The organism is Klenkia sp. AC732 (assembly GCF_979256525.1).
Genome location: NZ_CEEDOS010000046.1, coordinates 21,949 through 35,659 on the forward strand (window position 1 = coordinate 21,949; position 13,711 = coordinate 35,659).

Annotated in this window: 13 protein-coding genes; 3 read left to right on the forward strand and 10 right to left on the reverse strand. The window is 75.9% G+C overall.

The window, feature by feature from the left end; translation table 11 throughout:
- Positions 1 to 26 precede the first annotated feature (26 nt).
- The 3 genes from AC0IVP_RS18590 to AC0IVP_RS18600 all read right to left on the reverse strand — a co-directional run bounded on the left by AC0IVP_RS18590 (position 27) and on the right by AC0IVP_RS18600 (position 1,447).
- Positions 27 to 443: an STAS domain-containing protein gene (locus AC0IVP_RS18590; RefSeq protein ID WP_471758482.1), complete on the reverse strand. Its 417-nt coding sequence runs from the start codon at positions 441 to 443 to the stop codon at positions 27 to 29.
- 29 nt (positions 444 to 472) lie between these two features.
- A complete protein-coding gene (locus AC0IVP_RS18595; RefSeq protein ID WP_471758484.1) occupies positions 473 to 1,120 on the reverse strand; it encodes a hypothetical protein in 648 nt (215 codons plus the stop codon).
- A gap of 156 nt (positions 1,121 to 1,276) precedes the next feature.
- A complete protein-coding gene (locus tag AC0IVP_RS18600; protein ID WP_082556884.1) occupies positions 1,277 to 1,447 on the reverse strand; it encodes a CsbD family protein in 171 nt (56 codons plus the stop codon).
- Positions 1,448 to 1,733: 286 nt separating this feature from the next.
- On the opposite strand from AC0IVP_RS18600, the gene AC0IVP_RS18605 reads away from it, so the two are divergent.
- A complete protein-coding gene (locus AC0IVP_RS18605; RefSeq protein WP_471758486.1) occupies positions 1,734 to 2,618 on the forward strand; it encodes a TetR/AcrR family transcriptional regulator in 885 nt (294 codons plus the stop codon).
- An 11-nt stretch (positions 2,619 to 2,629) separates the two neighbouring features.
- Here AC0IVP_RS18605 and AC0IVP_RS18610 read toward each other — a convergent pair whose 3' ends face one another.
- Both AC0IVP_RS18610 and AC0IVP_RS18615 read right to left on the reverse strand, forming a co-directional pair.
- Positions 2,630 to 3,847 (reverse strand): 3-deoxy-7-phosphoheptulonate synthase, encoded by a 1,218-nt coding sequence (locus tag AC0IVP_RS18610; RefSeq protein WP_471758488.1) that lies wholly within the window; start codon positions 3,845 to 3,847, stop codon positions 2,630 to 2,632.
- Positions 3,844 to 5,976 (reverse strand): DEAD/DEAH box helicase, encoded by a 2,133-nt coding sequence (locus AC0IVP_RS18615; protein WP_471758490.1) that lies wholly within the window; start codon positions 5,974 to 5,976, stop codon positions 3,844 to 3,846. Before AC0IVP_RS18615 ends, AC0IVP_RS18610 begins: the two co-directional genes overlap by 4 nt.
- 374 nt (positions 5,977 to 6,350) lie before the next feature.
- Between AC0IVP_RS18615 and AC0IVP_RS18620 the strand changes: the two genes are divergently transcribed.
- Complete coding sequence (locus tag AC0IVP_RS18620) at positions 6,351 to 6,950, forward strand: class I SAM-dependent methyltransferase (protein ID WP_471758492.1); 600 nt, start codon at positions 6,351 to 6,353, stop codon at positions 6,948 to 6,950.
- Between the two features lie 18 nt (positions 6,951 to 6,968).
- Here the strand turns inward: AC0IVP_RS18620 and AC0IVP_RS18625 are convergent, their stop codons facing one another.
- From AC0IVP_RS18625 to AC0IVP_RS18635, 3 genes are read right to left on the reverse strand one after another with little or no spacing between them, the layout of a single operon-like run.
- Positions 6,969 to 9,740 (reverse strand): FAD-binding and (Fe-S)-binding domain-containing protein, encoded by a 2,772-nt coding sequence (locus AC0IVP_RS18625; protein ID WP_471758494.1) that lies wholly within the window; start codon positions 9,738 to 9,740, stop codon positions 6,969 to 6,971.
- 25 nt (positions 9,741 to 9,765) lie between these two features.
- The gene (locus tag AC0IVP_RS18630; protein ID WP_471758496.1) at positions 9,766 to 10,209 is read right to left on the reverse strand and encodes a DUF5313 family protein; all 444 of its coding nucleotides are present in this window, start codon (positions 10,207 to 10,209) and stop codon (positions 9,766 to 9,768) included.
- Positions 10,210 to 10,213: 4 nt separating this feature from the next.
- The gene (locus tag AC0IVP_RS18635) at positions 10,214 to 10,564 is read right to left on the reverse strand and encodes an STAS domain-containing protein (RefSeq protein ID WP_056295015.1); all 351 of its coding nucleotides are present in this window, start codon (positions 10,562 to 10,564) and stop codon (positions 10,214 to 10,216) included.
- 114 nt (positions 10,565 to 10,678) lie between these two features.
- Between AC0IVP_RS18635 and AC0IVP_RS18640 the strand changes: the two genes are divergently transcribed.
- On the forward strand, positions 10,679 to 11,707 hold the full coding sequence (locus AC0IVP_RS18640) for an aldo/keto reductase (protein ID WP_471758498.1): 1,029 nt from the start codon (positions 10,679 to 10,681) through the stop codon (positions 11,705 to 11,707).
- 10 nt (positions 11,708 to 11,717) lie between these two features.
- Here AC0IVP_RS18640 and AC0IVP_RS18645 read toward each other — a convergent pair whose 3' ends face one another.
- Together AC0IVP_RS18645 and AC0IVP_RS18650 are read right to left on the reverse strand one after the other, a co-directional pair.
- Positions 11,718 to 12,782, reverse strand: a complete 1,065-nt coding sequence (locus AC0IVP_RS18645; RefSeq protein WP_471758500.1) for a LacI family DNA-binding transcriptional regulator — start codon at positions 12,780 to 12,782, stop codon at positions 11,718 to 11,720.
- Between the two features lie 46 nt (positions 12,783 to 12,828).
- Positions 12,829 to 13,500, reverse strand: coding sequence for a class I SAM-dependent methyltransferase (locus tag AC0IVP_RS18650; RefSeq protein ID WP_471758502.1), 672 nt, complete (start codon positions 13,498 to 13,500; stop codon positions 12,829 to 12,831).
- Positions 13,501 to 13,711 lie beyond the last annotated feature (211 nt).

A 13,711-nucleotide genomic window follows, 5' to 3' on the forward strand; every position in this document is an offset into this window, starting at 1 on the left:
GCTGGTGCGGTGCCGGTGCTGGCGGGTCAGTCCGGCCGGTGGACGTCGAACAGCCGGTCCAGGCCGGTGATCCGCAGGGGGCGCAGCACGGCACGGTCGGTGGCCCACAGCGGGAGCCGGGTGCCGCGCTCCTCGGCCAGCTCGGCGAGCAGGGCCAGGCCGGGGCTGCCCAGGAAGGTCACCTCGCGGGCGTCGACGGCGTGCACGTCCGGCGCCGGGGGCCGCTGCGCGGTCCAGGTGCGGCAGAGCCGGGTGTCGACGTCGCCGGTGAGGACGAGGACGCCGTCGTCGACGGTGATGCTGCCGTGCGGCAGGGCGACCGTGAGCACGATCTCGGCTCCGGGGGCCAGCACGGCGGGGTCGGCGGGGGTGGTCACCGCGGGCCCGGTGGTGCCCTCCCCGCGCCCGGGGACAGCGGGGTCCAGCGGGCGCGGGGAGGTCATCGGGGTGCTGTCGTGCCGTGGGCGGGTGGTCAGCCGCCCAGGCCCGCGCGGTCCACCTTGCGGTGGAAGCGCATGCCGGCCAGGCCACCGAGCATCGCGCCCACGAGCGCCACACCGGCGACGGCGAGGGCCACGACGACGGCGGTCGTGGTCAGGTCGCCCTCGTTGACGGGGAGCCGCGGGAAGGCGTTGAGCCGACCGAGGACGTCGTACTGGTCACCGGCGACGGCGGCCAGCACGGCCACGACGACGGCGATGACGACGGCCCACACCCAGACGGCGATGCCCTGGCGGAAGCCGTGGAAGCGGGCCATCCGGCCGGCCACGTAGCCACCGCTGTAGTAGCTGAGGAAGAGGATGACCAGCAGCGCGATGCCACCGGCCCAGCCGACGGTGGAGGGGTCGGCGGCGGCCTGGTCAGCGGCCTCGGCGAGGTTCGTGTCGGTGGCCAGGCCGACGGCGGTGCCGGCGCCGGCGACCAGCGCGGTCAACAGGACCGACATGCCGGTGGCGGTCAGCCAGCCGAAGAAGGCGGAGCCGACCTTGACGCCGCCGGCCCGCTCCTTCTCCACGGCGAGCACGTCGCGGCGGGAGAGGTTCGTGGGGCCGGCCGCGGTGGCGGCGGTGTCGTCGGCGCGGTGCGCCGGCTCGGGTCGGGTGTTCGGGTCGACGCTCATCCGGGGTGCTCTCCTGTGGGGGGCCTGCCCGGCGCGTCGCCGGGTCGAGGGGGTCGTGCACGCGTGCGGGCTCGTGGGGGTCCGGTGGTCTCCCGGAGGCCGGACCGGGGAGCCGTCTCTCGGCTCCCCGGTGCCGGGGGGGGTGCGTCCCTCGACCTACTTGAAGACGTCCTTGATGTTCTCGCCGGTCTGCTTGGTGTTGGCGGCGGCCTGGTCCTTCTGGCCCTCGGCCTTGAGCTCGTCGTTGTTCGTGGCGCCGCCGATGGCCTCCTTGGCGTCGCCCAGGAGCTCCTCGGCCTTGTTCTTGATCTTGTCGATGCCGCTCATCGCAGTTCTCCTCGTGTCGGGCACCTGGTCTCGGTGCCTGGCCGGCCGGGGCGGACGCCCCGGACGTGGTCGGGCGGACGGCCCGAGGTGGTCTCCCCCGTGCACGATCCGGTCCTGCACAACCGGCCCTACGTCGTAAGGCCAGCAGCGCTGAGCCTTTTGTAGGCAGCATGGAGTCCCTCCAAACACGGAAGCGGCACACACTTGTGGCGACCCCCGGGATGCCCTGCTGCCCGTGCGGTGCCAGGGTCGTCCCACCACCCCTGGACGGACCGAGAGGACGGCTGTGCCCGCACGCACCCCGAACGGCCCCGACGAGCCGGCGGGTGGGTCCGGCGGCGTCATGGCCGACGGGCTCACGACACCCGACCACCCCGACGACCCCGACCTGCCCGAGAACCGTGGGCTGCGCCCGGCCGAGGAGCCGGTCGGACCGCCGTCACTGGGCGAGCGCGTGCCGTTGGACCGGGAGCGGATCATCGCCGGGGCCATCGCCTACATCGACACCCACGGGCTGCCGATGCTCACCATGCGCCGCCTCGGGGGTGCGCTGGGGGTGGAGGCCATGAGCCTCTACCGCTACGTGCCCGGCCGGGAGGACCTGCTCGACGGGGTCGTCGACGCCGTGGTGGACGAGCTCTTCGCCGACGAGGACGTGCTGCTGGAGCCGCAGTTCGGCTGGCAGGACCACCTGCAGCGCCTCGCCCACGGCGTCCGGCGGATCGCCCTGGCGCACCCCGCGCTGTTCCCGTTGGTGGCCACCCGCCCACCGGCCGCACCGTGGGTCCGCCCGCCGCTGCGCAGCCTGAAGTGGGTGGAGTCCCTGCTCCGTGGCCTCCGGGAGAACGGGTTCAGCGCCGTCCAGGCGGTGGTCGCCTACCGGGCGTACACCAGCTTCCTGCTGGGCCACCTGCTGCTCGAGGTCGCCCAGCGCGGCGTGGCGATCAACGCGCTGGACGACCCCGACGGCGCACCGGGTGCCACCGTCGAGGACCTCGAGGAGTTCCCGCTCATCGCCGAGCTGCAGTCCCTGCTGGCCCTCGACGAGACCATCGCGGAGTTCGAGGAGTCCCTGGAGAGCCTGCTGGACCGGCTGCAGACGATGCTGGAGACCGGCGCGCACCACCTGCCGCCGGACCCGGCCCCCTCCCCCGAGGACGAGCTGGGCTGAGCCGGACGGGCTCAGCCCGCCCGGCGGGCCCGGGCGGCGGCCGCCAGCTCCTCCAGCAGCGCCTCGGTGGTGGGCAGGTCGACGCAGGCGTCGGTGACCGACTGCCCGTAGGCCAGCCGGGTCGGGTCCGCCCGGTCCAGGTCCTGCCGTCCGGCCACCAGGTTGCTCTCCACCATCACCGCGCGGATGCCCTGCTCGCCCCCGGCGACCTGGGCGGCCAGGTCGCGCACGACCTCGATCTGGCGCAGGTGGTCCTTCTGGCTGTTGCCGTGCGAGGCGTCCACGACCAGCACCTCGGGCAGCCCGCGGGCGGCCAGCCGGCGCTTGGTGTCCGCGACGTGCGCGGCGGAGTAGTTCGGTCCCGCCGCGTCACCGCGCAGGATGACGTGCCCGGTGTCGTTGCCGGTGGTGGACAGCTGCGCGGTGACGCCGTGGTGGTCGACGCCCAGGAACTCGTGCGCCGCCCGGGCCGAGATGACCGCGGAGACGGCGACGTCGATGCTGCCCTCGGGTGAGTTCTTGAACCCGACGACGGCCGAGAACCCCGACACCCGCTCCCGCGCGGTCTGGTCGGTGACGTTGCGCGCGCCGACGCCGGCGTAGGTGACCAGACCGTCGACGTACTGCGGGGTCAGCGCGTTCAGCGGCTCGGCGGCCACCGGCACACCCAGCTCGGTGATCGCGGCCATCAGCATCCGGGTGGCCACCAGGCCGACGCTGATCCGGCTGGACCCGTCCAGGAACGGGTCGTAGGCGAAGCCCTTCCAGTCGACCTCGGTGCGCGGCTTCTCGGTGTAGGTCCGCATGACGATCTCGAGGTCGGCGGCGTGCCGCTCGCGCATCCGGGCCAGGAACGCCGCGTACTCCAGCGCCGCGACCGGGTCGTGGATCGAGCACGGCCCGGCGATGACGGCCAGCCGGTCGTCGTCCCCGCGGACGACGTCGGCGACCGCGCGCCGGCCGGCCCGGGTGGTGGCCGCCGACGCCGCCGTCAGCGGCACGACGGCCGCCACCGCCGCCGGGGTGACGACGACGCTGGCCCCGGTGATCCGGGCGTCGACCAGGTCACCGGGGTCGACGGCCGCACCGGGGTCGACACCGATGGCGGCCTGCACCGCCGGCAGCAGCTCCGCGTGGGCGGCGTCGACCCGGGCGTTGACCCGGGTCTGCACCGCCAGCAGGGCGTCGGCGATGCGGGTGGCCGTGGGCAGGAGCTGGTCGGGGGTCACGCGGGGTGCTTCTCCCTCAGGGCGTCGGTGAGCAGCGAGACCAGGGCCTCGAACTGGACGTCGGCGGAGGAGCCGGTCTCCTCGTCGGAGCCGTCCAGGGCGCGGGCGGCGAGCCCGGCCTTGCTGTCGATGAGCTCGGCGATCCGGGCGTCGATGGTCTGCGCGGCGATGATCCGCCAGGCGGTGACCGGCTCGGTCTGCCCGATCCGGTGGCTGCGGTCGATGGCCTGGGTCTGCTCGGCGTCGGTCCAGGACAGCTCGGCCAGCACGATGTTGGAGGCCACCTGCAGGTTGAGCCCGACGCCGGCGGCGGTGAGCGAGCAGACGGCGACCGCGACGTCGGGGTCCTCGACGAAGGCGTCGATGTTCTTCTGCCGCACGCCGGGGGTCTGGTCGCCGCGGATGGAGGAGTACCGGACGCCGAGGCGGTCGAAGGTCTCCTCGGCGGCGTCCATGACGTCGACGTGCTTGGCGAAGAAGACGACCTTGCCGGCGCTGCGGGCCAGCTGGGCGGCGTAGTCGGCGGCCAGGCCGGCCTTGGCCTGCCCGATCCGGCGCATCATCGTGAAGACGTTCTCCCCGGCCTTGGTGCCGCTGGCCTCCTTCTGCTCCGACCGGGCGACCCGGTGGACCAGGGCGGTGTCGATGCCGACGACCTCGTCCACGGAGTCCCGGTTGGCCAGGGCGGTCTCGTAGCGGTGCACCAGCCGGCGGGCCAGCTCCTGCTCGGCCTTGCGGATCGAGCGGCCGGCCGCACCGTCGAGCTCGACGGGCAGGTCGGCGACCCGCCGGGCCGGGATGTCGCTGGCGACGTCGACCTTGCGGCGACGCACGATGCCCAGGTCGACGACGGCCTGCCGGGCGGCGCGGGCGAAGCCGGGGTCGGCGGGGGTGAGCCCGATGTCCTCCAGGGAGTCCATCAGCGCGGCCCGCGGCTGGGCGTCGTCGATCCAGCCCAGGAACTGCCAGATGGCCCGGAAGTCCTCGATGTCGTTGATCAGCGGGGTGCCGGTGAGGGCCATGAAGAGCGCGTCGGCGTGCCGGGTGCGGATCCGCTGGGACAGCTCGAGCACGTGCTGGGATCGCTGGGAGGACTTGTTCTTGATGAAGTGCGCCTCGTCGACGACCATCCCGCGGAACCCGAAGTCCCCCAGCCAGCCGACGTGCCGGTCCAGCACCTCGTAGTTGACGACCACGATGTCGGCGAAGCCGTCGGCGTTCTCGCCGTTGCCGTGGATGACCGTGGCGCGCTTGTGCGGCGTCCAACGGCCGGCCTCGCGGGCCCAGTTGGTCTTCACCACGTTGGGGACGACGACCAGCAGCGGGTAGGCGTCGGCGGCCTGCGCGGCCAGCAGGGCCTGCGCGGTCTTGCCCAGGCCGGGCTCGTCGGCGAGCAGGAAGGTGCGCTGCCCGCCCTGGGCGGCGGCGACCAGCTGGGCCTGGTGGACCATCAGCTCCAGGCCGCCGGGGGCCCGCAGCGAGGAGGGGAACGGCAGCTTCATGCAGGCCGGGGCGCCGCCGCCGGCGCGCTCGAAGGAGGTCAGCAGCGGGCCGATCAGCTCCCAGCCGGCCAGCCGGCGGGGGCGGGCCTGCGCCGGACGCGGGGTGGAGAAGTCCGGTGCCAGGAACGGGTTGGCCAGCTGCCGCGAGACCACCGACTGCGGGACGACGGCCCGCTCGGCGGCGGGGGCGGCGACGACCGGGGCGGCCGGTTCGGGCTCGGCCTCGGTCTCCACGCCGATCTGCTCGAGCATCTCCCGCTTGAGGGTGCGGGTGGCCGAGGAGACCGGGGCGTCGTCGGCGAGCAGGGCCAGCAGCCCGGAGTCGCGGACGGCGGTCTTGGCCAGGATGGTGGCGACGCCGTCGAGCCGCTTGAGCTGCTCGGCGCGGTGCGCCTCGGTGGTCTGGGCGACCTTGACCCGGGCGTGCTCCTCGCGCATGAGCAGCGCGACGACCTGGAACTTGGTGCGGACGGCCGGGGTCACCCGGCCGCGTTGCACGGCGGCCTCGATCTCCCGGACGGACCGGGCGAGGCCGGCGAGGACGTCGCCGTCCTTGACGCCGGTGCCCCGGCGCTGGTCGCGCGGTGCACCCCGTCGACCCGTGTGGCGCTGAGCTGGTCGAGCCACGTACTCCCCTTCGGTCCTGCCCGGCACGGTCACCGCGGCAGCCTGCACACCCGCTCCCCCACGCCCGGGCGCCGTCGGCCGGGTGGGCCGTGCCGGTCGACCGGCGTGCGGCCCGGCCGTCAGGCACTCGGGCGACCCGCGGTCCCGCGGTCGCCCTCGACGTGGGCTGCCCCGTGGTGGGCACGTCCAGGCGGACGGCGCGTGCTCCAGCGGGGGGACGTGATCAGCCTAGGCCCTCGTCACCGGGTGCGGACCCGGGAGTCCCCGGTGTCGTCGTGCACAACGTCCGGGGTGGGGCCGGTGTGCCCGCTCCTCGTTGCCGGATCGGCACGTCCGCGTGACCGGGGCCGGGGCCGGCGGTCAGGCTGCCGGCCATGACCGACATCGACTGGGACGAGCGCTACGCCGCCTCCGAGCGCATCTGGAGCGGGCAGCCCAACGGCGCCCTCGTCGCCGAGACCGCGACGCTGACCCCGGGGACGGTGCTGGACGTCGGCTGCGGCGAGGGCGCCGACGCCGTCTGGCTGGCCGCGCGGGGCTGGGCCGTCACCGCCCTCGACGTCTCCCGGGTGGCCCTGGACCGGGCCGCCGGGCACGCCCGGGACGCCGGCGCCGACGTCACCTGGGTGCAGGCCGGGCTGACCGACGCCGAGCTGCCCGCCGACGGGTTCGCCCTGGTGTCCGCCATGTACCCGGCGCTGCGCCGCACCCCGGACTCCGTCGCCGAGCGGGCGCTGCTGGCCGCCGTCGCCCCCGGCGGCACGCTGCTGCTGGTGCACCACGCCGACGTGGACACCGACGCCGCCCGCGAGGCCGGCTTCGACCCGGCCGACTGGGTGTCCCCCGCCGACGTCGCCCGGCTGCTCAACGACGCCTGGGTGGTCGAGGTGGACGAGCGCCGCGAGCGCCACGTCACCGGGGGCGCCGGGGCGCACCACACCGCCGACGTCGTCCTCCGCGCCCGCCGCCGCTGACGCCCTCCCCCCGCGTGGTCATCGAGGCGGGAGGCGGGCGGCCAGCAGCTGCGCGAGGTGCTGGCCGGGTGACCCGGTCAGCTGGTCGAGCTGGGTGCGGCAGCTGAAGCCGTCGGCGAGCACCGTCGCGCCCTCCCCTGCTGCCCGGACGGCGGGCAGCAGGGCGGTCTCGGCCACCGCGACGCTGACGGCGTGGTGCCCGGCCTCGGCGCCGAAGTTGCCGGCCAGCCCGCAGCAGCCCCCGATGGCGTCGACCCGCGCGCCGGCCCGGGCCAGCAGCGCCCGGTCGGCGTCCCAGCCCAGGACGGCGTGCTGGTGGCAGTGCGGCTGGGCCACGCCGTGCACGTCGGTGAGGTCGGGCGGCGTCCAGCCCGGGCGGGTGGCCAGCAGCTCGGCCAGGGTGTGCGTGGCGGCGGCGACGCGGGCCGCGGCCGGCTCGTCCGGCAGCAGCTCGACGGCGTCCCCGCGCAGCACCGCGGCACACGAGGGTTCCAGCACGAGCACCGGCAGCCCCCTGTCCAGGGCCCGCACCGTCTGCCGCAGCCGGGTGCGGGCGGTGTCCAGCTGACCGGTGGAGATCCAGGTCAGCCCGCAGCAGGTGGGCGCGGGCAGCTCCACCCGGAACCCGGCGTCCTCGACGACCGCGACGGCCGCGCGGCCCACCGCGGGGGTGAAGCCCTCGGTGAACGTGTCCACGAGGAGCAGCACGGGGTCGCCGTCGGTGCGCACCGGGCGGTCGGCGAACCAGGCGCGGAAGGTCTGCTCGGCGAAACGCGGCAGGTCGCGGTCGGGGTCGATGCCGCCGGCGGCGCGGGCCAGCGCGGCTCCCCCGGTGCTCCCCAGCAGGGTGTTCACCAGCCGGGGTGCACGGGCGGCCAGCCGCGCGGTGACCGGCAGCCAGCCCAGCGACCAGTGCGTGCGGGGCCGCCACCAGCGGCGGTAGCGGGCGTGCAGCACCTCCGCCTTGTAGGTGGCCATGTCGACCCCGGCCGGGCAGTCGACGGCGCAGCCCTTGCAGGACAGGCACAGGTCGAGGGACTCGAGCACCTCCGGGCTGCCCAGGCCGCCGACCAGGGTGCCGTTGGCGGCCTCCTGGAGCACCCGGGCCCGGCCGCGGGTGGAGTCCTTCTCATCGCCCGTGGCCAGGAACGAGGGGCACATGACGGCGCCGGTGGCGGTCGCGTCGGCCCGGCAGCGGCCCACCCCGACGCAGCGGTGCGCAGCCACCGACAGGTCGCCGTCGTCGTGCGGGAGCGCGAAGGCCCGCGAGGGCAGCGGCCGGGCGTGCGGCACCCGCAGGGTGGCGTCCAGCGGCTCGGGGTCCACGAGCACCCCGGGGTTGAGCAGCCCGGCCGGGTCGAAGGCGTGCTTGACCGCGGCGAACGCGGCGATCAGCTCGGGTGGGTACATCCGCGGCAGCAGCTCGCTGCGGGCGCGGCCGTCGCCGTGCTCCCCGGACACCGAGCCCCCGAAGCCGGCGACGAGGTCGGCCGCGGCGGTGACGAACTCCCGGTACACCTGCGGCCGGTCGGCCAGCGGGAAGTCGATGCGGGCGTGCACGCACCCGTCCCCGAAGTGGCCGTAGACCAGCGAGTCCAGCCCGTGGCCGTCCAGCAGCGCCCGGAAGCCGCGCAGGTAGGCGCCCAGGTGCTCGGGCGGGACGGCGGCGTCCTCCCAGCCCGGCCAGGCCGGGGCGCCCGCGGGGGTGCGCCCACCCAGCCCGGCGCCGTCCTCCCGGATCCGCCACAGCCGCAGCGCATCGGCGCCGCCCACGACCAGGGAGTCCCGCGCGCCGGCGTCGGCGACCAACCGGGTGGCGGCGTCGGCCGCGGCGGCCGGTGAGTCACCGGCGACCTCGACGAACAGCCAGCCCTCGCCGCGGGGCAGGTGCGGGACGGCGACGTCCCCCCGCCGGCGGCGGACGACGTCGACCAGCCGGGCGTCCATGCCCTCGACCGCGCGCGGGGCGTGGTGCAGCAGCCCGGGGACGGCGTCCGCGGCGGCCGGCATGTCCGGGTACCCCAGGACGACGAGCGCGGTCGCGGCCGGCACCCGGGCCAGCGACACGGTGGCCTCCAGGAGCACGGCCAGGGTGCCCTCGGACCCGGCCAGGAAGCGGCCCACGTGCGCACCGTTCTCGGGCAGCAGGTGCTCCAGCGAGTACCCCGACACCTGCCGGCGGAAGCGCCCCGAGCCGGTGCGGACAGCCGCGAGGTTGGCGTCGACGACCGGCCACAGCGGGACGGTCCCGGCCGACCGGGGGCCGGCGGTGAAGCGCTGCCCGGCGGCGGTCACGACGTCCAGGGAGACGACGGTGTCCGCGGCCCGTCCGGCGCTCATCGCGTGCGCGCCGCACGCGTTGTTGCCGATCGTGCCGCCGATGGTGGCCCGGGAGTGCGTGGAGGGGTCCGGGCCGTAGGTCAGCCCGTGCGGGGCACCGGCATCGGTGATCCGGTCCAGCACGACGCCGGGCTGCACGACCGCCGTCCCCGCGTCGGGGTCCAGGGCGAGGATGCGGGTCAGGTGCCGCGAGGTGTCCAGGACCAGGCCCGGGCCGATCGCGTTGCCGGCGATGGAGGTGCCGCCGCCGCGCACGGTCAGCGGCGTGCCGGTCTCCCGGCAGACGGCGAGGGCGGCCAGCACCTCGTCGGCGTCCCGCGGGTAGGCGACCGCCGTGGGGACGACGCGGTGGTTGGAGGCGTCCGAGCTGTACTCCGCGCGGCGGCGGGTGTCGTCGTCCACCTCGGTCAGCCCGGCGGCCCGGAGCGCTGCGGCCAGCGGCGTCGTCACGGGTCCGACTGTCCCAGGGTGCGGGTCAGCGGCCGGCGCGGCGCCGGTAGCGCTCGGCGCGCTGGGCCGCGGCGGCCCGTTTGCGTGCGGACTCCCGCTGCTGCCTGGCGACCCCGGCGCGGTCCCGGATGCCGACGGCGGTGCCGGGCCGGTAGCCGGCCTTGACCACCCGGTGCTCGGTCGTCTCGGGCATGTAGGCCAGCGAGAAGATCAGCCCCAGGAACACCCCGGCGCCGACGACGGCCAGCCGCAGCGCCCAACCGGTGGGCAGCAGGGTCAGGATCAGCACGCTGGGCACGGCCATCTGCACCAGGCTGCGGGCCACGTGCCGGACGCCCCAGGTGTCGGTGGTCGTGTCGTACAGCACCCAGGCCCGGTGCCGGGCCGGGAGCCCGCCGCCCAGGGCGTACCAGAGCCAGCGGTGCACGGGCGGCCGGACGACGTGCTCCGTGCCTCCGTCGGTGCTCACGACCTCATGGTCCCTCGTGCCGGAAGAGGGCACCCAACCCGGTCAGTTGCAGCGGCCGCCAGACCGTCCGCGGGTGCGCCCGCAGCCGGATCGGGGCGGGCGCGGCCTGGGCGAGCCGGGCCAGCAGCACCAGCCCGGCGCTGCCCAGGTGGGTGACCCCGGTGGCGTCGACGGTCTCCACGACCGGGGTGCCCGGCTGCCCGGTCGACCAGTGCTCGAACAGCCGGGAGTCGATGTCCCCGACCATCACCAGGTGGGTGCCGTCGAGGGTGACCCGCCCGGCGTCGGGGTGGTCGGCGAAGACCGTGACCGGTTCGCGGGCAGTGGGGCGTGGGGGCTCGTGGGAGGTGGGCACGGCACCGTCCTGGGACGCGGAGGGGAGCTGCTCGCTGGGCTCGGGGGCTGCCTACCCACCTGGGCCCGCCCGGACACCCCTGCCGGGGTGACCCGGCCCTGCCAGGATGAGGCGGTGATCACCGACGACCGGGCCGACCGGTCCTGGACCCCTGCCGCCGACCGCTACGCGACCACCGCCTACCGCCGGGCCGGGCGCAGCGGGCTGCTGCTGCCGCCGATCTCGCTGGGGCTGTGGCAGAACTTCGGTGCCGACCGGCCGCTGGAGACCCCGCGGGCGATCCTGCGCCGGGCCTTCGACCTCGGCGTCACCCACATCGACCTGGCCAACAACTACGGCCCGCCCTACGGCTCCGCGGAGACCACCTTCGGGCAGGTGCTCAGCAGCGACCTGCGTCCGTACCGCGACGAGCTGCTGGTCTCGACCAAGGCCGGCTACGACATGTGGCCCGGCCCCTACGGCGACGGCGGCTCCCGCAAGTACCTCGTCGCCAGCCTGGACCAGTCGCTGCGCCGTACCGGCCTGGAGTACGTCGACGTCTTCTACTCCCACCGCCGGGACGTCGACACCCCGCTCGAGGAGACGATGGGCGCCCTGGACGCGATCGTCCGCAGCGGCAAGGCCCTCTACGTGGGCATCTCGAACTACACCCCGGAGGACACCGCCCGCGCCGCCGAGCTGCTGGCCGACCTCGGCACCCCGCTGACGCTGCACCAGCCCCGGTACTCGGTGTTCGACCGGGTCCCCGAGGGCGGCGTGCTGGACGCCGCCGCGGCCGCGGGCGCCGGCGTCGCGGTGTTCTCCCCGCTGGCCCAGGGCCGGTTGACCGACCGGTACCTGAACGGGGTGCCCGAGGGCTCCCGAGCCACCCGCAGCGCCTACCTGTCCACCGACGACGTCACCGAGGACCTGGTCACCAGGGCGCGGGCGCTCGACGAGGTCGCGAAGGGACGCGGCCAGTCGCTGGCCCAGCTCGCGCTGCGCTGGGTGCTGCGCGACGAACGGGTCACCACGGCGATCATCGGTGCCAGCTCGGTGGCCCAGCTGGAGTCCAACCTGCAGGCGCTGGCCGGCCCGGACCTGACCGCCGACGAGCTGGCTGCGATCGAGCCGCACGCAGCCGCCCCCGGTCAGGCCCTCTGACCCCGGCGGGTCACGACGGCGGCGGCGCCGTGGAGCCCCGGTCCAGCAGCTCGGTCGTCGAGGTGTCGAACCGGGGCAGCTCCAACGGCCCGCCGCCGACAGCGGACACCAGCGCGGCGGCGACGCCACGCATCCGGGTGGCCAGGTCGACCCGCACGGTGCTCAGCGCCGGCGTGGTCAGCAGGCCGGGCGGGTGGTCGAAGGCGCCCAGCACCGACAGCGTGCCGGGCACCGGCACGCCCAGGTCGCGGGCGGCGTGCAGCAGGGCGGCCCCCACCGCGTCGTCGTAGGCGGCCACGGCGGTGACCCGGGGGTGGGTCGACCGCAGGTCGGCCAGGGCGGCCGTCGCCCCGGCGAGGTCGCCGGGCACCTCGGCGACGACCGGCGCCGGGCAGCCGGCGGCCGCCAGCGCCCCGGTCAGCCCGGCCAGCCGACCGTCGGAGAGCAGCCGCAGGCCGTGTTCGGGCGACCAGGCCACCGCGACGTCGCGGTGCCCGAGGGCCAGCAGGTGGTCACCCTGGGCCTGGCCGATGGTCCGGTCCCCGCTGCCCTCCCGGGAACGCCCCGGTGCGGGACCGCTCAGGGCCACCGCCACCCGGATGCCGGCCGACCGCATCTCCTCCACGTCGGACTCGGCGATCTCGCCCAGGGCGAAGACGGCGGCCGGGGTCAACGCGCTCCACACCGCGGACAGCGGCAGCGACCGCGGTCCCACCGTGTGCACGACCAGCAGCATCCCAGCCTCGGCCAGCGCCACCCCGACCTCGTCGAGCGCCTCCTGGTAGACGGGGCTGTGCGGCAGCTCGGGCAGCAGGCCCAGCACCACGTCGGAGCGGCCGGTGCGCAGCACCCGGGCGGCCGGGCTCGGGCGGTACCGCAGCTGGGCGGCGGCGGCGAGCACCCGCTGCCGGGTGGTCTCGGGGATCGACTGGTTGGGTGCCCGGTTCAACACGTAGCTGACCGTCGCCCGGGACACCCCGGCCACCCGGGCCACGTCGGCGCCGGTGGTCCGGCGCGCCGACGTCCCCGCAGGTGGCGGGCCGGTCTGGTCCTCGGGTCCCCCGCGTCCGTGCACTGCCCGACTCTGTCACCTGGGTGCCCGGACCGCCGGTACGGGCGGGTCAGACCCGGCGGGTCGCACGCACCACGACGTCCCACAGCTCCCGCGGGTGACCACCCGGCCCGGTCGTCGTGCGCCGCTCCTCCACCGCGGTGACGACGTCCCAGCGTGCCGGGTCCAGGACGCCGGCGGCGCTGGCCGCGGTCACCGACGCCTGGGCGGGTGGACCGTCGTCCTCGCGGCCGTGCGGGTGCCCGTGGCCCGGCCCGTGCCCGTGGCCCGGCCCGTGCCCGTGGCCCTGCCCGTGGCTCTGCCCGTGCCCGCCGCCGTCGAGGTGGCCGACGACCAGCAGGGTCCCGCCGGGGGCGACCCAGTCCGCGATCCGCCGGTAGAAGTCCAGCTGGGGCACCGCCGGGTGGGCGTAGTGCGTCGTCACCAGGTCGAAGGTGCGCCCCGGCGTCCAGGTGGCCAGGTCCGCCTGCACCCACTCGACGTCGGCCGTGCGCCGGGCCGCCCGGGCCAGCGCCACGGCGGAGACGTCCGCCGCGGTCACCCGCCAGCCCCGGGAGGCCAGCCACACGGCCTCGGCGCCCTCACCGCACCCGGCCTCCAGTGCGGTGCCCGGGACGAGCGCCGCGGTCTCGGCGACCAGGCTCGGGTGCGGCGGCGCGGTCACGTCACCGGCGCGCTGCCAGTGGTCCTCCCAGTAGGCGGCGTCGAACTCGTGGTCCATCGGGGCTCCCGGTGCTCGTCCCGGCCGCGGGGTCACGACCGGCGGCCACGGTCCCCCGCAGCCGCCGGCGCCGTCCACGCACGTTGCCGGAACGGCACGGTCGCCCGACCGACCCGGCTCAGCCGAGGATCCCCCGGGTGACCGCGACCTGTTCGGTGAGGACGCCGCCGATGACGGCCTGGGTCTCGTTGATGGTGTCGATGACGGTGCT